The organism is Cyclonatronum proteinivorum, assembly GCF_003353065.1.
GTDB classification, from domain to species: Bacteria; Bacteroidota; Rhodothermia; order Balneolales; family Cyclonatronaceae; genus Cyclonatronum; species Cyclonatronum proteinivorum.
Window position 1 is genome coordinate 3776078 of record NZ_CP027806.1, and the last position, 20207, is coordinate 3796284.

At 54.5% G+C, this 20207-nt stretch carries 14 protein-coding genes and 1 tRNA gene; 11 read left to right on the forward strand and 4 right to left on the reverse strand.

What is annotated here, in order from left to right; all coding sequences use genetic code 11:
• Nucleotides 1–268 precede the first annotated feature (268 nt).
• Nucleotides 269–2149 (forward strand): T9SS type A sorting domain-containing protein, encoded by a 1881-nt coding sequence (locus CYPRO_RS14385; RefSeq protein ID WP_240644889.1) that lies wholly within the window; start codon nucleotides 269–271, stop codon nucleotides 2147–2149.
• A gap of 30 nt (nucleotides 2150–2179) precedes the next feature.
• Here CYPRO_RS14385 and CYPRO_RS16620 read toward each other — a convergent pair whose 3' ends face one another.
• Nucleotides 2180–2356 carry a peroxiredoxin family protein gene (locus CYPRO_RS16620; RefSeq protein WP_164682830.1) on the reverse strand — a complete coding sequence of 59 codons (177 nt, stop codon included), beginning with the start codon at nucleotides 2354–2356 and terminating at the stop codon, nucleotides 2180–2182.
• 620 nt (nucleotides 2357–2976) lie between these two features.
• Here CYPRO_RS16620 and CYPRO_RS14390 point away from each other — a divergent pair.
• The 3 genes from CYPRO_RS14390 to CYPRO_RS14400 are packed head-to-tail and all read left to right on the forward strand — an operon-like array spanning nucleotide 2977 to nucleotide 6678.
• Nucleotides 2977–3489: a hypothetical protein gene (locus CYPRO_RS14390; protein ID WP_114985281.1), complete on the forward strand. Its 513-nt coding sequence runs from the start codon at nucleotides 2977–2979 to the stop codon at nucleotides 3487–3489.
• Between the two features lie 2 nt (nucleotides 3490–3491).
• Nucleotides 3492–5657 (forward strand): S8 family serine peptidase, encoded by a 2166-nt coding sequence (locus tag CYPRO_RS14395; RefSeq protein WP_114985282.1) that lies wholly within the window; start codon nucleotides 3492–3494, stop codon nucleotides 5655–5657.
• Nucleotides 5563–6678: a T9SS type A sorting domain-containing protein gene (locus CYPRO_RS14400; protein ID WP_114985283.1), complete on the forward strand. Its 1116-nt coding sequence runs from the start codon at nucleotides 5563–5565 to the stop codon at nucleotides 6676–6678. The genes CYPRO_RS14395 and CYPRO_RS14400 overlap by 95 nt, the downstream gene beginning before the upstream one ends.
• Nucleotides 6679–6708: 30 nt before the next feature.
• Here the strand turns inward: CYPRO_RS14400 and CYPRO_RS14405 are convergent, their stop codons facing one another.
• Nucleotides 6709–7149 (reverse strand): peroxiredoxin, encoded by a 441-nt coding sequence (locus CYPRO_RS14405; protein ID WP_164682832.1) that lies wholly within the window; start codon nucleotides 7147–7149, stop codon nucleotides 6709–6711.
• Nucleotides 7150–7735: 586 nt separating this feature from the next.
• On the opposite strand from CYPRO_RS14405, the gene CYPRO_RS14410 reads away from it, so the two are divergent.
• From CYPRO_RS14410 to CYPRO_RS14430, 5 genes are all read left to right on the forward strand, one after another.
• The gene (locus CYPRO_RS14410) at nucleotides 7736–9037 is read left to right on the forward strand and encodes a metallophosphoesterase family protein (RefSeq protein ID WP_114985285.1); all 1302 of its coding nucleotides are present in this window, start codon (nucleotides 7736–7738) and stop codon (nucleotides 9035–9037) included.
• Nucleotides 9030–12527, forward strand: coding sequence for an AAA family ATPase (locus tag CYPRO_RS14415; protein WP_114985286.1), 3498 nt, complete (start codon nucleotides 9030–9032; stop codon nucleotides 12525–12527). The genes CYPRO_RS14410 and CYPRO_RS14415 overlap by 8 nt, the downstream gene beginning before the upstream one ends.
• 151 nt (nucleotides 12528–12678) lie before the next feature.
• Nucleotides 12679–13314 (forward strand): QcrA and Rieske domain-containing protein, encoded by a 636-nt coding sequence (locus CYPRO_RS14420; RefSeq protein ID WP_114985287.1) that lies wholly within the window; start codon nucleotides 12679–12681, stop codon nucleotides 13312–13314.
• The gene (locus CYPRO_RS14425) at nucleotides 13311–13913 is read left to right on the forward strand and encodes a YceI family protein (RefSeq protein ID WP_114985288.1); all 603 of its coding nucleotides are present in this window, start codon (nucleotides 13311–13313) and stop codon (nucleotides 13911–13913) included. Before CYPRO_RS14420 ends, CYPRO_RS14425 begins: the two co-directional genes overlap by 4 nt.
• Before the next feature lie 26 nt (nucleotides 13914–13939).
• Nucleotides 13940–14833: a DUF5777 family beta-barrel protein gene (locus CYPRO_RS14430; protein WP_114985289.1), complete on the forward strand. Its 894-nt coding sequence runs from the start codon at nucleotides 13940–13942 to the stop codon at nucleotides 14831–14833.
• A 355-nt stretch (nucleotides 14834–15188) separates the two neighbouring features.
• On the opposite strand, the gene CYPRO_RS14435 is transcribed toward CYPRO_RS14430, so the two are convergent.
• Nucleotides 15189–15265 (reverse strand) — tRNA-Arg (locus CYPRO_RS14435).
• Between the two features lie 186 nt (nucleotides 15266–15451).
• Here CYPRO_RS14435 and CYPRO_RS14440 point away from each other — a divergent pair.
• Entirely contained in the window at nucleotides 15452–16483 is a 1032-nt protein-coding gene (locus CYPRO_RS14440) for a M28 family peptidase (RefSeq protein WP_114985290.1), read from the forward strand.
• A gap of 345 nt (nucleotides 16484–16828) precedes the next feature.
• Here CYPRO_RS14440 and CYPRO_RS14445 read toward each other — a convergent pair whose 3' ends face one another.
• Nucleotides 16829–18310, reverse strand: coding sequence for a PGAP1-like alpha/beta domain-containing protein (locus CYPRO_RS14445; protein WP_114985291.1), 1482 nt, complete (start codon nucleotides 18308–18310; stop codon nucleotides 16829–16831).
• Nucleotides 18311–18698: 388 nt separating this feature from the next.
• On the opposite strand from CYPRO_RS14445, the gene CYPRO_RS14450 reads away from it, so the two are divergent.
• On the forward strand, nucleotides 18699–19964 hold the full coding sequence (locus CYPRO_RS14450; RefSeq protein ID WP_114985292.1) for a PP2C family protein-serine/threonine phosphatase: 1266 nt from the start codon (nucleotides 18699–18701) through the stop codon (nucleotides 19962–19964).
• The last annotated feature ends 243 nt before the right edge of the window (nucleotides 19965–20207 follow it).

The window sequence follows — 20207 nt, forward strand, 5'->3', positions numbered from 1 at the left end:
CTACGTCTCATTCAATGAATACTTCACAGAACCCCCAGCTGTATGGATTCGTGACAATGACTCAAATGGCTGGAGTAATGACAGCCCGAATATGCAAACTCCCTGGTTTGAGATTACAAACATAACCGAAACAGGTTTTAATTATCGAACTTATGTTTATCATATAGGTAGCAATTCTGCCGGCCAATCAATAAATGCATATCATCCGGTTTCGCCATCTAATGTAACCATTGAGTACACGGCAATTGGACCGAGTATTCAATCATTTTTGGATTATCATTTTCCTCATACCACCAATGTTGAAACCGGAGTTTATTTAGGAAGTACAACGATTGCCTCCGGTGTAACAGTAACCATCCCTGAGAACAATATTATGGTCATTGACGGCAGCCTGTCCCGTACAGGCAGCACTAATGCCCATTTAATTGTCGAGGGTAAGTTGATTGTCGACCAAGGGACAGAGCTGGACGGTATCCGACTTACCATTGCACCTGGTGGAGAGCTGCACACCCGAGCCGGCGTTACCATGGATATGCGCAGGGGCAGCATCATTGTGGAGGGCGTGGCTGACTTCTCTGATGGCTTTACCATGCAGCGGGGCAGCTTATTAGTACAACCCGGTGCCCTTGTTACCATGGTAAGCCCTTATCTTGAAGTCGCAAAAGCACAGGATTTTGGCTTGTCTGCAACCCCTTCCGGTATCATACATTTTCAGGGTAAGGTAACCCTTAATGGCGGCTTGGCTACCGTAGAAGGGGGTGCTCCCAACCGCTGGCAGGGTATTGTCGTTTCAGGTGAGGATGCAAACGGCAGCTTAATTCACGGTTTAACCGTAGAACAGGCTCAATTCGGCCTTTTTGTGTCGGATACCCACATTGCCTTGCAAAACATTGTTGTTGAAGCTGCTACTTTCGATGGTGTTCTGATTGAAAACAGCCAGATTGATGAAATCAGTAGCGTACTGCTGGCGGAGAACACCCGTCACGGAATACAGGGGAATCAGGCCTACATTGAGTATTTTTTCAATAACCGTTTCTTTGAAAATGCAAACCATGGTATCAAGCTGGAAAACACTGATATCATAAACAGCTTTCTGAACCGAAGCTGTGCCAATCAGCGCTTTGGTATTGTTGCAAATTCCGGTACTTATGCTGCCCTCTCCCACGGCGCATACGGTATGAATGAGGGCTTTTCAAGCAGCGATTCCTATCAGATAAGTGTTAATGGCGACTCGACTTTTGTAGATGTTTCTGACAGCTGGTGGGGCTTCTACCCTGTTACCTCACTTAATGAAATTGCTGTTTATGGAGATCCCGGGTTTGTTAGCTGGCAGCCGGTTGAATCAGAAAGTAATCATGAGTGGCAATGTGGATCTGGCGGCGGCGGGGGTATTTATCCCGATAACCTGATGCTTTTGCCCGGTAGTACACCCGGGGACCGGTTACTGGCGCCCTCTGGGGTTCGTACGGATCGTCAGCGCTGGCTGGCCTACTTCAATGAAAACCCTGATGCGGCTATTCAGCTACTCTATGAGGTGGTTGATCAGCAAAGGCTTAACTCTGCAGGCAATGAAGGAAGCTGGGAGCAGCTCAGCCTGCTTGGGGCTCTTATCAGAAAACAGCGTTTTCACCAAGCAGAGGCGTTTGGGCTGTCACTGCTGCAAACCACTGACGATGTGTTTAAAACCGCTGTGATGCGACGTTTGTTTTTCATGTACCTTACCGGAACTTCGAATGCACAGGGTGCACAGGCCATGTATGAGCAGCTCAGACAAGCCGGTGACGAGGGTGCATCCGACGGTAGTTTTGCTGTTCTCATGCAAAATTTTCTGGGAAGTGAGTCCTCGCTGTCACAGCATGGTTCGGGTTCTGAGCAGATTGACAGCGCACTTCAGGTGGATTTACAGAACTACCCGAATCCTTTTAACCCGATTTCCCAAATTCAATACACCCTGCCTGCTGAGGCACAGGTACGCATCGATGTATTCAACGTAATGGGGCAGCGGGTAGCTACACTGGTTAATGACAGGCTTAGGGCCGGGGTACACACCGCCACCTTCGATGGCAGCCGGCTGGCAAGCGGTTTGTACATTGCAAGAATGCAGCTCAACAATCAGGTGTACACCCGTACCATGATGCTCGTGAAATAAACGGCTCTCCCCGCTGCGCACCCGCCCCGCCTACAGCGCCCTCAGCACCGCCTCCACATGGCTGACCATGCGGAGGTTGCTTTCGTGGGCGAGGCGGATGCGGCGGTCGGGGCCGATCAGGAAGGTCACGCGGCGGGTCAGCAGGCCGAAGAGGGTGCAGCCCCAGGCCCGGTGCACGGCGCCATCGGTATCGGAGATAAAGGTCAACCGACGACCGACCACCGACGACCGTCTGACAAGGACCCACTCCGCGCCCGGCCAAAACCCATTTTTTTACAGGGCTACAACTCATGCTCAGGCGTAGGGATCACTTGAAAGACATTGTTAAGGGCTGCCTGCCCCCTGCATCACAACACCAGGATAGCCATGTTAAATTATATTAAAATTAAATGGGGGGGGGGGTAACCCGATTGACTTTTACAACTGACGCCCTTTTATTAAAAATGTTAATTCGTATGAAGAGGCCGGTCACAGGATTTCCGGCCGGAATCCTTTGCCGAAACTTCTGAAAATGGGAGTTGAGCGCAATTGAACGATGGGTTTGTCTTAAATCGGCTCCTTACCCTGTATTGATCAGACCCCAATATACCCCCCCTAACCAGCTTACCCGGAGTTATTCATCTTTTTTTGATAAGGGCGGAAGCGATTATACTGTCGTTTTAGTGTCCTAAATGCGGTATAGTTTTAAACAGGAATGTACTGCAAGCCTATACCTGATTAAATGAAACGCCCCCCATTGCACAAGGTTTTGTGCCAAAACGGGGGCGCTCAGTTAACCGCACATTAACTATATAAACCCACGAAAAAAAGTTTAATTACCCTACCCCATGAAACACATAATCCATATCCAATTAATTACATTTATCACAATCTTATTTATTTCTATAGGGTGTAACACTACGAGTTCAGAATCAAATAACCCGGATGAAGTTTTCGGCTATTGGAAATTAGACCGCATTGTCTATGAAACCGGTGAAGTGCTGCGCCCCGGCGATGGTGAAATAGAGGTTCCTGATATTGTTGAATTCTACTGGCTGGGTTTTCGCGATATCGATGTAGAGGCAGAAGGCGATAATCGCAAACAACTTTCTGGCGGAGCTTACTGTAACTGGGCAGGTGGCTGGTTTACTGAAAAACCCGGACGCGAGCTGGATGTGACGCTGATCTGTTCCCGTGCTGTATGTGGTATTGCTACCGAGTTTTGTAGTGCAGTTACAACATCCTATTCATATGAGTTTAGAAGAGGAAATCTTCTTTTATCATTTGAACACCCAAGACAACAAGGAACAATTAGTGGCCAAGTAATTTTGTCAACCTTCAACCCAACTAATGGTGACTAAGTATGAAACATTTACTCATTTTACTGGCGATTATCCTGCTATCAGGCAATCTAATATTGCCTGCCCAACCGGCAAATCAGGACGAAGGCTTCCTGATCATGTTCGAACCGGATATAAAAGCCGAAGATGTATTTTCTAAAAATTTGTTTTTACAAGATGGTGAACTCATTATTGTTGAGCATTTTGAATATGTTAACATCTGGTGGGTGCAGCATCGTCCTCAAAAAACTACCCGTGAGGCGGCGCTCCAGCGGTTAAAGTCTGAGCCGGGAATCCGATATGCAGAACCGATCAGAAATCAGGTAACGTTGCGGGGAAGTATCCCGAATGATCCCTTGTTCTCCGATCAGTGGGGCATGAAAAATACAGGGCAGACCGGTGGTACTCCGGGCGCGGATATTTCCGCAACAAAAGCATGGCAGATCACACGTGGGGAAAGTTGGGGTACCCATGTACCTGTAGTTGCTGTAGTTGATAATGGCTTTCAGCAAAACCATCCCGATCTCGCGTTCCTGTCAGGCGGTTATAATGCCTATGATGATAACTTTGATGTACCTGTAGCCGATCATGGTACTTTTGTCACAGGCATTCTTGGAGCGACGACCAATAATGGTACCGGTATAGCCGGAGTAATGTGGGGAACGGAAGTATTTCCCGTTGCGGGAGCAGACACAAGCGAAACGGTGGTGGTGCGTGCGTATAACCACATACTCGGCCTGCGCCAACAGTATAACAACTCCGGAGGTTCAAGCGGGAAGTTTATTGTGGCAACCAATTCGTCTTTTGGAGTAAATTTTGGAGAACCTGAAGATTACCCTTATTGGTGCGCCATGTACGATGCCATGGGAGCAGCAGGTATTATAAGTGTTGCTGCAACTATAAATGCCAATGTAGATGTTGATCAAGTTGGCGATGTCCCTACGGCATGTGATTCGGACTACCTCATCACTGTAACTAATACTAATCACAATGATAACAGAAATACAAATGCGGGTTATGGAGCTCAAACCATAAACTTAGGTGCTCCGGGAACTAACATTAACTCTACGGTGACCACATCATCTGGTTCGTATGGTAGTAGGACGGGTACATCTATGGCAACACCACATGTAACAGGTACAATCGGATTGATATATTCGGTATTGTTAGATAGTCAGATTAGTAATAGTATTTCAAATCCGGGTCCACTTGCTCTGGAAATAAAAGATTTGATATTGAATTCTGTTGATCTCAATTCAAGCTTAAATGGAATTACTACAACTGGAGGCCGACTGAATGCCTACAGCGCGATAAAAGCACTATTCCCAGTTAAGGTGCATAACCAGAACATTGCCGGCGGCACATTAAGCGATTGGACGTATGTAACAGGTAGCAGTACTATTTCATCCGGAGCAACAGTTACTGTTCCCTCCAATACTTTAATGTTCGTTAATGGAAATTTGAGTACTTCCGGAACTCGTTCCACAATTCGTGTGGAAGGCAAGCTTGTTATTAACAATGACCGCATCCTCACCAACACCCGCCTCGACATCCGCCCCGGTGGCCGGGCCATCATCCGCGATGGGGCCGATATCAACACCAATGGCGGTAATATTGTTATCGACCCGGGGGCAGAGCTGCAAGTGCTGGATAATGTATCTATTGGGATGGATTCGGCGTCACTGCAAATCAATGGTGATGCTGTTATTGGCGATTCCTTTACATTTACTAATGGCCATATCTCTACTTCAAGCAGTTCCTCGTTATACATTGGAAATAATGCACAGCTTGAATTTGCTGAAACGCCGTCGGGTATACTTGCCATACAGGATCCGGGATTCGTAGTTCGTGGTGCATTTTCAATATTGGGAAACTGTACCATGCAGCCCTATAACAACCAGTCGGGTGGGTGGCATGGCTTATCGCTGATAGGAAACGGAGCCAATGGGTCGTCAGTTTCAAACGCGCAGATATCCGGTTCCACGCATGGCGTACGCCTGATTGGAGTTCAGGATATCAACCTCTCAGGCACCCAAATCACAAATCATCAGACCGCCGGGCTGTTCATTTCAGGTTCAGATAATATCAACCTATATGAAATCATCGTTTCAGGGTCAGAAAATGACGGAATGGTTACTAATTCAGTCAACCATTATAGTAAATTCGGCAAGCTCGCCCAATCGATTTGAGAATAACGACGGCGACGGTCTGGTGGCCGACGGTATTAGTTTTTTAACTTTCGACGGAGCGTCTGTGATTAAAAATAATCGCTACGGTGTTAAGGCGATTGATTCATGGGTAATATTGAGCGACACCCAGACGGGCGGCGGCGGAAGTATTTATAACAATACCGACAAACATGTGGTAGCGCAGGGCGTCTCACAGGTTACCGCTCAGCAGTACTGGTGGGGCAGCGACCCGCCTGATTCCTCGATGTTTGACGAAAGTGTCTGGAGTATCATTGACTATTCCAACTGGCTGCAATTTCCGAATGTTCTCGTAGCAGGATCAATGACAGGTGCCCGCCAAAGTACACCGGTACCACCTCAACCCGGAGGCAACTTGCTGGGACAATTTATGGCCGAAGTTGAAAGACGGGGTAGCCGGCTTGCTGCGGCCAAAGCTCTTGCGGCCCACCCAAACGAGGCCCTTGCCCGGTTGGCCGGTTACATAGAACTTGGTGAATATATCCGTATGGGTTTGTATGTACAGGCTGTGGAAACCGCACAGGCATGGCTTGAGCAGCAGCCTTCCACTAAAGAAATGAAGTACCTGTATCGCGGATTGTTTTCGGCTTACTTTTTCCTTGAAGAGTATAGAGCGGCAGAACTTGCGTATAAGAAGCTGGAACTTCTTCAGGATCCTTTACTTGTTCACTTCCGGGGCTTGCTTCCTGAAGATGATGTCATTATTGAATCCACCGATCTGCGCGACAAGCAAGCAATTGAAAAAGCTATAGCCTTTACCAACTACCCCAACCCCTTCAACCCCACCTCCCTGATTGAATACACCCTGCCTGCTGAGGCACAGGTACGCATCGATGTATTCAACGTAATGGGGCAGCGGGTAGCTACACTGGTTAATGACAGGCTTAGGGCCGGGGTACACACCGCCACCTTCGATGGCAGCCGGCTGGCAAGCGGTTTGTACATTGCAAGAATGCAGCTCAACAATCAGGTGTACACCCGTACCATGATGCTTGTGAAATAAACGGCTATCCCCGCTGCGCACCCGCCCCGCCTACAGCGCCCTCAGCACCGCCTCCACATGGCTGTCCATGCGGAGCTTGCTTTCGTGGGCGAGGCGGATGCGGTGGTCGGGGCCGATCAGGAAGGTCACGCGGCGGGTCAGCAGCCCGAAGAGGGTGCAGCCCCAGACCCGGTGCACGGCGCCATCGGTATCGGAGAGCAGGGTAAACGGCAGCTCGTGTTTTTGGCGGAAAGCCGTGTGCGAGCGGGCATCATCCCGGCTAATGCCCGCAACCCGAACGCCCTTTGCCGTAATCCGGGCATAGTTATCCCGGAACGAGCAAGCCTGCCGCGTACAGCCGGGCGTATCATCCTTCGGATAAAAAAACACCACCGCCGGACCCTCCGCAAGCAGTTCATTCAGGGAAACGAGGGTGCCATTTTGGTCGGGCAGGATGAAATCAGGAGCGATGTCGTTGGGCGCGAGAGGCATGGGGGAGTGGTTGGGTGCTTGTGTAGCCCGCATTATTCACAATTAAACAGAAATTATTTGCTAAATGAAAAGTTTAAATTTGGCTTAGTAAAAAAAACACCGGTAGCCCAAATTTGAGTGTGGTGTAAAGACTGCGAAATTTCCCCGCTGGCGGCGTTGAAGCTGAAAACTCATGCTCAGGGTACTTAGGTACCCTTCCGCTGAGTTTTCAGCTTCGCCTTGCCAGCAAGAAAATTTCTTGGTGAATAATGCGGGGTAGGATTCAGGCTTTGGTAACAGCGTGGCAGATTGCTGCATTCAGCCAAAAGTTTTTGTTTGGCATGGATTTTTCGTGATGCTCCGCGATGGCTACCCCCCCCCGGGTTTGCGGACTTCCCGGAACCCAAAAGCAAGGGGCTGGCCGCAGGCTTGGGATTTATCGGTGTGGCACTGCTGACCGTGATGTGCACGGGGTTCCCCCCAAAATAATAAATGGGTAGCCTGTCACAGCGGCGGGATTCAGGGTACCCCGTGATTTTCGTAACGCTTCCTGCCAAAAGTGGATTCTTTTTAGGGTTTGGCTATTTTAGCAGAAAAAAACTTCCCGATGCCCACTTTCCTTCTTACGGCTGATCTCCATCTCGGGCGGCGCGCGGCTGCTGCGCGGGGTACGGCCGTTTCTGAAACCGAACCCGAGCTGCTGCGCGCTTCGGAGAGCTGGCTGCGGCTGGTGCGCTATGCGGTGCAGCACAAGGCCGATGCCGTACTGATGGCCGGCGATGTGGTGGATGAGGCCTCCGGTTTCTTTGAGGCGTATGAGGCGCTTGCCGCGGGTTTTGCGCAGCTTCGTGACCACGGTATTCCGGTGTTTCTCACGGCGGGCAATCACGATTATGAGGTGTTGCCGGCCCTGCTTGCGCAGCTCGGCGACCCGAATGTGCGGTTTTTGGGGAAAGGCGGAAGCTGGGAATCAGCGCTGCTCCGAACCCCCGACACCGATATTCAGGTGATCGGCTGGTCGTTTCCGGACCGGTACCATCGGGATGATCCCCTTTTGAGCCTGCCGGACGGATTGGTTCGCGACGATATTCCGGTGATTGGCCTCGTACACGGCGATTATGCGGTGCCCAACAGTGTGTACGCGCCGCTTTCGCCGGCGCGGTTGCAGCAGGCTGGGGTGCTGGCCTGGGGGCTGGGCCACATTCACAAGCCGGAAGTGCTGCAGCCGCAGCATCCGTTTCTGGCGTACCCGGGTTCGCCGCTGGCGCTCACCCCTAAGGAAAGTGGAGCGCACGGGGCGGTTTTACTCCGGCTGGAGGGCGGCAGCATCGAACACCGCTTTCTGCCGCTATCGCCGGTCCGCTACGAAACCATCCGGGTACCGGCTTCGGGGATTGCAACGGAAACCGGGCTCCGTGCGGCGGTCGGTCAGGCCCTTGATGCCTTCCTGCAGCCGCTCATGCCGGAGCTTTCTGCCCTGCGGCTGCTCGTAGCCGACTTCCGCTTTACCGGCACGCACGATCAGCCCGAAACCTTCGAAATGCTGCTGAGGAATCTGGGGGATGACCCCTTCCCACGCGGTGCCCTTGAGGTGAAGCCGCGTAGGTTCCTTTCGGAAGTTCAGCCGCCACTGCCACCCCTCGATGTGCTCGCAAGGGAGGCGGGGCCTGCCGGACTCCTCGCCTCACAGCTCCTGCTGCTGCGTGATGACCCCGAAAACAATGAAGCCCGTGACTTGCTCCGTGCGCTCACGGCCGGGTTTCCGGAAATTGCACATCATCAGACGTTCAGCCCCGTAGCCGGGGAACTGCCCGGGAGCACATCTCCCGAAACCCTGCGCCTTGTGCAGGAAGAAGCCCTGCGCCTGCTTACGGCTTTGATCCGGCAAAAGGAGGCGACTCATGGCTGAGCCGCTTTTCATCCGGAACCTGGAGGTACGGGAAAGTCCCGGTTTTCGGTCGGGTCTGCCGGGCTTTGAGGAAGATTTCTGCGGCGGCATCAACCTGATTTCCGGGCCGAATGCCGCCGGAAAGAGTACCCTCGCCGAGGCGCTGCAGCGGATGCTCTTCAGCGGACCTGTCCCGCGCTGGCAGCTGAGCGGCACTTTCTGGGCGGAGCAGACGGCCTGGCGTGTGAGCCTGAGCAGCCGGGAGGTGCACTTTATCCGGAACGGGGAAAAAGCCGCGTTTGCGCACGGGCTGCCGGCCTCCGCCGCCGGACGCTATCTGCTGTCGCTGCACGAGCTGATCCGCGCCGATGACCGCGATCTTTCCGCCGAAATCCGCAAGCAGATGATCGGCGGCTACGATCCGGACGCCGCGCTCGCCGCGCTGAAGTATGAGTCCGTGAGGCCGCCCCGAAGTATAGCTGAGCACAGTGCGTTTCAAGCGGCGACTCAAAATTTAGGGGCCAAACGCCGGCAGGATCAGGAACTGCGCGGGAAGGCTGCGCAGCTCGAGGCCCTGCACCGGCAGCTTGCGGAGGCAGAGCGGGCACAGGCACAGCTCGCTTTTCTGGCGCTGCTCGCGGGATGGCGCATGGCTGAGACGGCGGCGGAAGCGGCACGACGGCAGCTCACGGACTTCCCTCCCATCCCGGCGGCCATGCGCGGCGATCATGCGGATACGCTTCGGCAGCTGAAGGAAGGCATCCGTGAGGCCGCGCGCGAACGTGAGGATGCACAGCGACAGCTCGACCGCTACCGGATTGCACTGAAAGAATTGGGTCTGCCGGAAGCGGGCATCAGCCGGGTGCTTACGGACGGGCTGGACAGTCGGCTTCAGCAGTTAAGCGATCTGGGTCATGAACAGACCTCAGCGCAAAATACTGAAAAGGAGGCGCAAGCGGCCTGTGCGCGCCTGCGCCAGCAGCTTGATCCCGGCATCAGCGAGGCGCAGCTCCGGGCTTTCAAGGCCGGTGATGCGGCCCGGCTCGGGGAATGCTGTCGCCGCCGAAGCAGCCTGCTAATGCGCAACGCGCAGCTCCGCGCGCAGGTAAACGAGCTGGAAGCGCAGATCGAAAAGATTTCCGGTTCTGAAGACGGCGGTCCGCAGGAAAAAGAAGTCCTGCAAAGCGGTGTCCGCGCCCTGAGCGACTGGCTCGCCGAACAGCGCACAGAGCCGGGCATCCCCGCGCTTTGGCTCTGGCTTCTGACCGGCGCGGGCGCTGTGTCCGTTCTCCTGAGCGTCCTTGCAGATTGGGGCTGGCTGTCCGCCCTCCTGATTCCGATTCTCCTCCTGCTCGGACTCCGCGCCGCCCGTTCGCAAAAGGACGAAGCCCTCAGCCTGCGACAGGCCGACTTCCAAAAAACCGGACTTTCTTTTTCGGGGGAGTGGGTTTCGGGGGATGTGCTTCCAAACCTGAACCGGCTGCTGAAACAACTCGAAACACAGGTGAGGCTGGATGCCGTCATCCAGCAAAAGCAAACCCTCGCGGGTCAGCTTTCAACCCTCGAAAATCAGCTACAGCGTCAGGAACCGGAAATGGACGAACTGCGCGCGCAGCTCGGTACCCTGCCGGATATCGCACAGCTTCGGGAGGAGCCGGATGCCGTTTTTGTTCTCGTGAGTCAGCTGCAAGCCTGGCAGCAGGCGGATGTATCGCTCGAACAGGCCCGGGCGCGTATCACCCTAAACCAGGATCAGCAGGCGCAGGTACGCCGCGACATGCACCGGCTCATGAAGCCCTTCCTGCCGGATTTCCCGGAACCGCCGGCTGACCTCCCCGAAGCGCAGGCGCGTTTTAAGGCACTGCGCCGCAAAGCGGAAGACTGGCGGGACAAACAGCAGCAGATTGACAACACCACACAGCAGCTTCAAAGCATCAGCCGCAGCCTGACAGAGCTTCAGCACCGAAAAGATGCGCTGCTGACTGAGCTTGGCCTTGGTCAGGTAGCAGAGGACGAGCAGCTTGTTTTTGTGTGGGATGAAGTGCTTCCGGCCTTTCGGGAGGCGCAGGGGGAGGTCCGCGATCGGGAGCAAGATGCACGACGTGAGAAAGAGCGGGTGATGCAGCACGCGCTTTTCCCCGCATCCGGTGAAGCGGTCTTTACGCTTTCGGAAGCGGAGATTGAGCGGGAGCAGGCGGCGCTGTCGGACGCCCCCGAACGTTACCGGCAGCTGAGCCGGGAAATCACCCAAACCGAAACCCTGATTCAGCAGGCACGGCGCGCGCATAGCCTCGAAGACGCCCTCGCGGCACAGGCCGAGGCAGCAGAAGCCCTGCGGGAGCGGTACCGGGCGAGCCTGAAAGCCGCGGTGGGTCAGGCGCTGGTGGAGCAGCTAAAAGCGCGCATCAGCCGCGACAACGTGCCGGAGGTGCTGCAGCGGGCGCGGAAGTACTTCGCGGACATCACGCAGGGCCGGTACGAGCTGGTGAGCGGGGAGGCGTTTTCGGCCTTTGACGTGCAGGATAACGCGCTCCGAAGCCTTGACGAGCTTTCGAGTGGTACGCGGATTCAGCTGCTGCTGGCGGTGCGTCTGGCGTGGATTGAAACGCAGGAGGGCGAACGGCGCTTCCCGCTGTTTTGCGACGAGCTGCTGGCCAACAGCGACGACCTGCGGGCACAGGCCATCATCCGGGCACTGGCGGCGATCAGCGCGCAGGGGTGGCAGGTGTTCTACTTCACCGCGCAGGGCGATGAGGTCGCCAAGTGGGAACAAATCCTGGGCGAACTCCCGGAAAGCGACCGGCCCGAAATCCGGCATTTCCGGATGAAAGCGGGTGTTGGGGAAACGACCGTGCCTGCGGGTCAGCCATTCACCCCGCTCACCCTGCCGGAGGTGCCCTCCGCCGAAGGTCACAGCCGGGAAAGCTACGCCGAAGCTGTACAGGCGCCCCGCCTCAACCCGCTCACGCAGGAGGTCGCGCAGCTTCACATCGCCTGGCTGATGACCAAACCTGAGCAAACCGAACAGCTTTTACGGCTCGGCATCCGGGTTTGGGGTCAGTTGTCGGCGCAGCTCGAGCATCCGGCGGTTCGCGCGCTGCTCAGCGGGGAAACGCGAAAAAGGCTGCGTCAGCGGATGCAGCTGCTTTCCTACGCCATTGCGCAATGGCGAACCGGCCGGAATCAGCCGGTCTTCGCCGACGATCTCGAAGCCTCAGGCGCGGTCAGTGACACCTTCCTGCCCCGGGTGCTGGAGCTCCTCGAAAGCGAACACTGCCAAAACGACCCCGAACGCCTCATCGCCGCCCTGCGCAGCGGCGAAGTGTCCGGCTTCCGGTCCGGCAAAACCGACGAACTCGAAGCCTGGCTCACCGGGCAGGGCAAAATCAGCGCGCAAGAGCCTTTGCCCGAGGAAGAACTCCGCAGCCGCATCCTGCTTTATGCAAAGGAGCACGGGATGGAGGACGGGATTTTGGGGGTGGTTTGGGATGGGGTTGGGGAGAGATTGTAGCACCGAACGGCCTGCGCTTTTTGATCCCATCCGGAACACTCCGCCCCGACTTCCTGTTAACTGCCCTACATCTTTACCGCTAACAGCCTGATTTGGCTTGTTTTCGCACTTCCTATTCTTCTTTTATCTTCCAACAAACTTCGCTTCCACTATGAACAGGCATTCGCATCCAGCTGCTCCCGCTTCGGCTCCCGCTTCCGTTTCGGAAAAAGACAACCAAAACACATCCCCCCAACCCCTCACCGGCAGCGCATCAGCGCATGAAGCCGATACTTATGCGGCCGGGTTCGACCGCCGCACGTTTCTGCGCACAGCCGGATCTGCGGCGCTGTTTGCCTTTCTCGGCATCAGCCTCAGCAGCTGCGGCGTTACCGATTCGGGTGCCGGAAACGACGACAATCAAAACGGAAATGGCAGCGGGAATGGAAACGGTACTCCGCCTCCGGGTGCCATTGTGATCGAGGGCAATACCATCACCCTAAACCTTTCTTTCAGTGAGCTCGAGAACCTGCGCCTCGCCGGGGGATGGCGAAATATCTCACAGGCCCGCACCCTCGTCGTGAATGTGGATGGCAGCCTGATTCGCGCCTTCTCGGCGGTTTGTCCGCATGCGGGCTGTGCCGATTCCTGGCAGTACAACAACAACCGCTTTGTGTGCACCTGTCACAATTCCATCTTTGAGAATTCAGGTCAGCGGGTAAGCGGCCCGGCCAACCGGAACCTCACGGAGTTTGAAGTTGCGCGTGACCCGCAGGATGAGAACATCGTAGTTATTACAAGATCATGAGTTTTACATTCAGAATGGCAAGCAGCGCGGTCATAGCTGTGCTGCTGATGGCTTTTTCGGCCCCGCAGGAACGCCCCGCCCCGCCGGCCTATGAAAACGAACCGGTCCGTTTTATGTCGGACAGCGGATACGTCGAATTCGTATCCCGTGCGCCCCTGCACGAGTTTGCGGGCACCTCGCAGCAGCTCAGCGGCCTGATTGACCTCGAAACGCAGATTCTGGATTTCTTTGTCGATCTCGAAACCCTCGATACCGGCAACCGGCGGCGGGACCGCGACATGCGGCGTAAATATCTGGAAACGCACCGCTTCCCCTTCGCGGAGTTCACCGGCACCTTTACCGAAACGGTACCGGCTTCTCTCTCAGAACGCACTCCCGTAACCGTTCAAGGCAGCTTTACCATGCGCGAAATTACGCACGAAATACAGGTTGATGGCTTCCTGACCCCTGAAGACGGCGGCATCCGCGTAACTGCGAGCTGGGAAATCCTGCTGGAAGATTATAACATCGACCGGCCCCGAATTGTATTTTACGAACTCAGCGATGTGCAGCGGGTTTCGATCGACATCCTGCTGCAACCCGTCGCTGAAACACCCTGATTTTTTTCACCTTAGTTCCCTTTATCATGCGCCATCCCTCTGCAACCCTGAGCCTCGTTCTTATCCAGCTGGGTTTCTTAATCACCGAAACCGCCCATGGGCAGCTGCAACGGGAGCGCGCGCAGGTACAGCGCCCCGTCGAGCTGGTTTTCCCGACCCCGCGCCACATCAACCTCGCCACGACCGAGCCGCTCGCAGCCGGAGAGCTGTACTACAGCATCATGCACACCTTCGGGCAAATCGACAACGGCGCGGGCAATTTATGGGGGATTGATTCCGGCGCGAACATCCGCTTCAACATCGAATACGGCTTTACGGAGCGGCTCTCGGTTTCGGTCGGTCGGTCATCGATGGATAAAGTTTTTGAGCTGGGCGGGCGCTACCTCCTCCTTCAGCAGCAAACCGGCGGCGCACAAAACATGCCGGTTTCCCTGGCCCTGAACCTCACCGGCGGCATCATGACCGTGCCCTCCGACCTGCTCTTTGAGTCGTTCGAATTCAGCGACCGCCTGCTCTTTTCGGCCGCAATGCCGGTTTCCCGCGGATTCAGCGACCGCCTGAGCATACTCGCGGTGCCCATGTTCGCGCAGTTCAGCCGCACCGCCGGCAACATGCGCCTTGATGATGTCAGCGACAGCTGGTACGCCGGCCTTGGTTTGGGCGCACGTTATGGCCTCACGCTCCGGCACGCCCTCACCCTGCAATACCTGCCCGCATGGCGCGACAGCACGGAGCAATTCAGTCACGGCTTCGGCTTCGGGATCGACATCAAAACCGGCGGGCACGTCTTCCAGCTCTTCTTCACCAACACGCAGGCCCTCAACGACGCCTACCTGCTCGGCGCAACACACGGCGACATCCTCGACGGCGGCCTCCGCTTCGGCTTCAACATCAACCGCTCGTTTGTGGTGCGGAGTTAGAGGCACCGAAATCAGGCTCCCTTTAAGCGCGGATATCACCTCAGCCTAAGTCCGGCTTCCATGTAATTACATGCGTTTATTTTTTTGGGGGAAACGCCGTGCACATCACGGTCTTTCGAGTCAGCACGAAAGTCCCCAAGCCTGCGGAGCGCGCCTTGCTTTTGGGGGTTTTGCGGCAATCAAGCAACAAACAAAGCCAACTTGGAAGGCCCCCGTAAATGTCTGTCAACCTGCTGGAGCTGGAGACGCGATGAATCGCCTCTCTACTGTTCGGATTGTGCACACTCTTCCACCCCCCAACATAAAACAAAGCCCTGCCAAATCTTTCGATTCAGCAGGGCTTTGTTTTATGTTTTGGTACGCCCGAAGGGATTCGAACCCCTGGCCTTCAGAACCGGAATCTGACGCTCTATCCAGCTGAGCTACGGGCGCATTTTTTTCAAGACTTCAAATATAAGCAATTATGAAGCTGATTTCCATCCTAAAATAAGCCCCCCTGAAGCCCGGCGCGGAATCCCTGCTTTCCTTTTTGTACTCTCCGCGGTTTGGGCTAATTTAATCCCGCAAGTTTTTTTTGCTCGCACAACCTCCCATTTCAACCCTTTTCCCCCACCTGCTATGACGACTCCCGAAACGCCATCTACTTTATTGAGGAAACGCCTTGCTGGTATGGCGATCTTTACCGTGATCCTCATGGTAACCCTTCCGCAACTGTTCAGCTGTGAAAGCGATACCGGCGGCAACCCGGAAACCCTCACTCAGGCCGAACTGCCCGCCATAGACCGCGAGCAGCTGCTGGGCGATATCGAATTTCTTTCTTCTGACGCCCTTGCGGGACGTTTCCCCGGCACCGAGGGCAGCCGCCTGGCGCAGGAGCATATTATTGCCCGTTTTACCGCGCTTGGTGTTGAAACGGTTGGGGATGACTTTCGCCACAGCTTTTCGCACATCAATCCAAGAAACAACACTGAATTCCCGGAGGCGGTGAACGTCATCGGGCTGATTCCCGGCACGGAGAACCCGGAGCGCTTTATCGCTGTAACCGCACATTATGACCATCTTGGCATGCATGATGGCGAAATCTTCAACGGCGCGGATGACAATGCTTCCGGCGTCGGCGGACTGCTTGCAGCTGCGCGGCATTTCACCGAAAACCCGCCGGCGCACTCGCTGCTGCTACTCGCCCTCGATGTGGAAGAGCAGGGCCTCGGCGGAGCAGCCTACTTTGTTGAAAATCCGGCTGTCCCCCTCGATCAGATTGTAATGAATCTGAACATGGATATGATCAGCCATAATTTTGAAGACCGTCTTGTAGCTGCGGGTACCTTTCACTATCCTTTCCTGCGGCCTTTTATTGAAGAAGCGACCGCAGCAAGTCCGCTGGAAATTATTTTCAGCTTCGACAATCCCGACGCCCCTCAGGATTGGACCTTTTCTTCCGATCACGGTCCTTTTCATGCTGCGGGCATTCCGTTTATCTACTTCGGGGTCGAAGATCATGAGCACTATCACACGCCTACCGACACCTTCGAAAACATCAATCCGGATTTCTATGTAACGGCTGTGCGCACCATTATAAACGTACTGGATCATCTCGATCAGAACCTCAGCGATATCGAAGCCCTGCACGAAGGCGCGCTGCTCGAATAACCCGCATTATTCACCAAGAAATTTTCTTGCTGGCAAGGCGAAGCTGAAAACTCAGCGGAAGGGTACCTAAGTACCCTGAGCATGAGTTTTCAGCTTCAACGCAGCCAGCGGGGAAATTTCGCAGTCTTAACACCACACCCCAATTTGGGCTATCAGTGTTTTTCGTTAAGACAAATCTAAACTTACGTTTAGCTAATAAATCCAGTTTAATTGTGAATAATGCGGGTTAAGCCGGAAACACACACACCCGAAAAAAAACAAAAGGTACCTGTCTCCAAAATAATGAGACGGGTACCTTTTTTTGTGAAGGACGGAAGCGCAACTGGCGAACAGTTTCCCGGACCGTTACCTGCGGCTTACCGTAAGCTCGAGCGCACCTTTGAATCCTTTGCCGGATTTCAGCGGAATCCGGAATACGCCGTCAGAAACGGGTTCGGCCTGACTCCCCCTGTTTTCGCCCCAGCCTTCATCCGTGAGCGCGTAGCGCAAGTTGAAGCCCGCCCCGGATCGCGTCGCTTTCAGCGTAATCTGCTCCCGGTACAGGTTTTCACCCGGGATACGGTTACGCCTGAAAATACGGCCGTCGATTTCGTACTCGGTCGTTTTTACAGCAAGATCTACCGTAAACACAAGCGTACGGCCGGTCTCAATATTTGACGAATCCAGAAAAGCCGTAAACAGCACCGGCATGCGCTCCGGTTTAGGCACCCACCTACCGGCCGCATTTTTCGCGAACAGTTCGTCGAACACCTTAAAACCAGCGGACTGATTATCGACCTTGCGTTCGCTGAGCTTGAACATTTCCCCGCGCACCATGACCGTGTTTTCGAAATAGTAGGATACCCTGACCCTGCGACCCTGGTTAAGGGCCTTTTGCACGCTTGGCGGCAGCGGCAGGTCTTCAAGGTGCAGCACAGCCTTCACAGCTACATCCCCAAAGAGAAAGCGGGTCAGGTTTTGGTAGCCTTCCTCAGAATTCACCAGACCAAATGCACCGCTGTGACTGTGATGGGTATAGGCCCGCGGCGCCCCCTGAACGCTGGCATTTCTGATCAGGACAAGTCCGTCGCTCAGCGAACCTACCACTCTTCGCATGGCTCCGTAATCGGCGGGATTGGTCCCTACAAGTGAGAAAAAGCGGTCTTCAGGAAATTTTCCGTTCAGGGTATCAACACGGTCATGAGCATCGAGTCCGAGATATGCTGCCATTTGCCGCCGGTTGAAATTATTCATATCCCATCCGCTTAGAAAGCGTGACACATTGATATTTCCAATTTCAATGCCATTGTGCGGGGTACCATAGGTGAACACTTTATCGACCATTGCCTTGGCCGCTGCGTCACCGATGGCATCATTTTGCAGAAGACAGCGCGCAATCAGTCCGCCCATGGAATGCGCTACGAGATAGACGCGAAAATCCTGCCGTGCCTGCGCATCATCCCCGCACACCTGATCGCGGGTTTTCAGAATCAGGTCACTCAGCCCTTCAGCGGCCTGCTCTATTGACGGCCTGCCCGCTCCGGTTCCGAAATCGCCGTCCGCCTGATCGTAGTAGCGATGGATGATAACACTCTTCGCCGGAATATCGCCATCAATCACCTCACCACCGGCATAGTTATCGGTATAACCAAAATCCTTCATCAGCCGGATGAGCGGCGATTCGAAAAACTGCTGCCGGACCTCGCCTTTGTGGTTCTGCCGGATTTTGGTCGTACCGAGATTGAATCCCATATAGGGCGTTGACGTGGTGTCGTCAATATCAGACTGTCTCATGGCGTAGCCACGGATGTAAATAATCGGATAAAAGGGCGCTTTAATCTTTGCCATAATGTTTACCTCGCAGGTTGTTTGGGATGTCTTTTGATTTCGAAAATGTGCCCCCCCGGCCTCTGAACGGGTCACAAAGTAGGATAACCTTATAAATGTGAAACAGCCTTTCAGGGCCGGAATCGCAATGGGCTCATTTTGCACGATACCTAATAAAAAGCGCTTTTCAAAAGCATTTAAGACGCTGCACGGTGCAACCCTGAGAACGCCAAATTTTACCCGGCACAAAAAATACGGTAGCTTGGCGCAAATCTTTCAACTCCCTCATCTTCTTGCGGTTTAGGCTGTCATCCCCGCTTATTTTTCACGAGTTTAGGAAAAACCTTATCATCACCTCTTAGCCGCCTGAGCGACCCCGCTGCGTCTGCCGCTTACCTTTACTGCCCAAATGCCTGTTTTTGACAACAAATACATCACCATTTACCGCGACAACGATTTTGAAGCCTTCTTTGAAACCAGTGCCTCGTCCCGCCGCAAGCTCATATATGCGCACCTGCTGATCTACCTGCTTCCTGTGGTGCTGGCGTACGTACTGGCTGCAACTATTGGCGCGATCGGGCTATTGTACTGGGTTTATACCGGTCTCGCCTGGCTGATGTATATGATGGTTGCCATCGAAACAACAGCCTACATGTATCCGCAGTCCCGCGACTGGTTCAAGAAAATTTTCCCCTGGGTGATTCCGCTGCTGGCCATTGGCGGCGGCTGGCTGGGCTTTCACCTGGGCGTAAGCGCCTACAGTGGCGACACAGAAACCGCTGTGCCCGGGAGTTTTGAATACGTGATGGCCAACGATCTTTGGCGGGCCGGGCTGCACTACGCCGGCATTATGGCAGCTTTTCTTTTGGTGCACACCGGCATGTCGCTCTTCCTAAAATCGGCGCGGGTGCTCTACACCGAGCGGGCAGAGCTGGAATCAGACGTCCGTTTTGCACACGAAGTGCAGAACCGGTTCCTGCAGGATGTATCTCTCACCAAAGCTGAAACCGGACTTACGGCTTTCGGGCGCTCGGTTCCGGCAAGCGAACTCGGCGGCGATTACTTCGAACTTTCGGAAAACAGCGACGGACACCTCATCGCAGCCGTCGGCGACATCTCGGGACACAGCTTCGGGGCAGGCCTGCTGATGTCCGTCACCCGCAGCGCCCTGCAAACACACCTGATGTACCGGCAGGACCCCGCAGAAATTCTCAACCGCCTCAACCAAATGCTGGTCAAACAGTCAGGCCGCAGCATGTTTGCGACCATGGTCATGCTGCGCATCGACCCGCACAGCCGCCGGATTCAGCTCTCCAACGCGGGTCACATTCCGGTTTACCACTACCGGGCAGCGGCGCAAAAGCTCAAAAAACGCCACATTCGCGGGCTCGCGCTGGGCATGACCGCCAAAGCAACCTACGACACCTTCCTCTTTGAAGCCGAGCCCGGCGACCTGCTGCTGATCTGCTCCGACGGCCTCACCGAAACCCGTGACGAAACCGGCAAAATCCGCGACTTCGCCAGCTTCGAAACGCTCGTTGAAAACCGGCTGCGCCAAACCCCACCCGACGCAACTGCCCAAACCATCTGCGAAACCCTCTTTCAGCACCTCTCCGAAATCAACCACGCCCCCGCCCCGGAAGACGACCTCACCCTCATCGTAATCCGCTTTTAACCCGCCTGATGTTGCCCTGCAACCTGCCGCATCAGTTGCTCTGGGTTTTTCTTTTTTTTGGGGGAAACTCAGAGAGCATCACGGTCTTTCGTGAAAGATTAGGGCATCCCAAACCTAAGATAAAGGCGTTGCTTTTTGCGGGTATTACAAGCGTAACAGCCGGAAAAATAAATTCCCGCCCTATCCCGCATTATTCACAATTGAAAAGAATTTATTGGCTAACTGTAAGTTTAAATTTAGCTT

Coding starts and splice junctions, on each gene's coding strand:
- CYPRO_RS14390 (WP_114985281.1), top strand. CDS start 2,977: ATGAAACACATAATCCATATCCAATTAATTACATTTATCACAATCTTA.
- CYPRO_RS14395 (WP_114985282.1), top strand. CDS start 3,492: ATGAAACATTTACTCATTTTACTGGCGATTATCCTGCTATCAGGCAAT.
- CYPRO_RS14400 (WP_114985283.1), top strand. CDS start 5,563: ATGAAATCATCGTTTCAGGGTCAGAAAATGACGGAATGGTTACTAATT.
- CYPRO_RS14405 (WP_164682832.1), bottom strand. CDS start 7,149: ATGCCTCTCGCGCCCAACGACATCGCTCCTGATTTCATCCTGCCCGAC.
- CYPRO_RS14410 (WP_114985285.1), top strand. CDS start 7,736: ATGCCCACTTTCCTTCTTACGGCTGATCTCCATCTCGGGCGGCGCGCG.
- CYPRO_RS14415 (WP_114985286.1), top strand. CDS start 9,030: ATGGCTGAGCCGCTTTTCATCCGGAACCTGGAGGTACGGGAAAGTCCC.
- CYPRO_RS14420 (WP_114985287.1), top strand. CDS start 12,679: ATGAACAGGCATTCGCATCCAGCTGCTCCCGCTTCGGCTCCCGCTTCC.
- CYPRO_RS14425 (WP_114985288.1), top strand. CDS start 13,311: ATGAGTTTTACATTCAGAATGGCAAGCAGCGCGGTCATAGCTGTGCTG.
- CYPRO_RS14430 (WP_114985289.1), top strand. CDS start 13,940: ATGCGCCATCCCTCTGCAACCCTGAGCCTCGTTCTTATCCAGCTGGGT.
- CYPRO_RS14440 (WP_114985290.1), top strand. CDS start 15,452: ATGACGACTCCCGAAACGCCATCTACTTTATTGAGGAAACGCCTTGCT.
- CYPRO_RS14445 (WP_114985291.1), bottom strand. CDS start 18,310: ATGGCAAAGATTAAAGCGCCCTTTTATCCGATTATTTACATCCGTGGC.
- CYPRO_RS14450 (WP_114985292.1), top strand. CDS start 18,699: ATGCCTGTTTTTGACAACAAATACATCACCATTTACCGCGACAACGAT.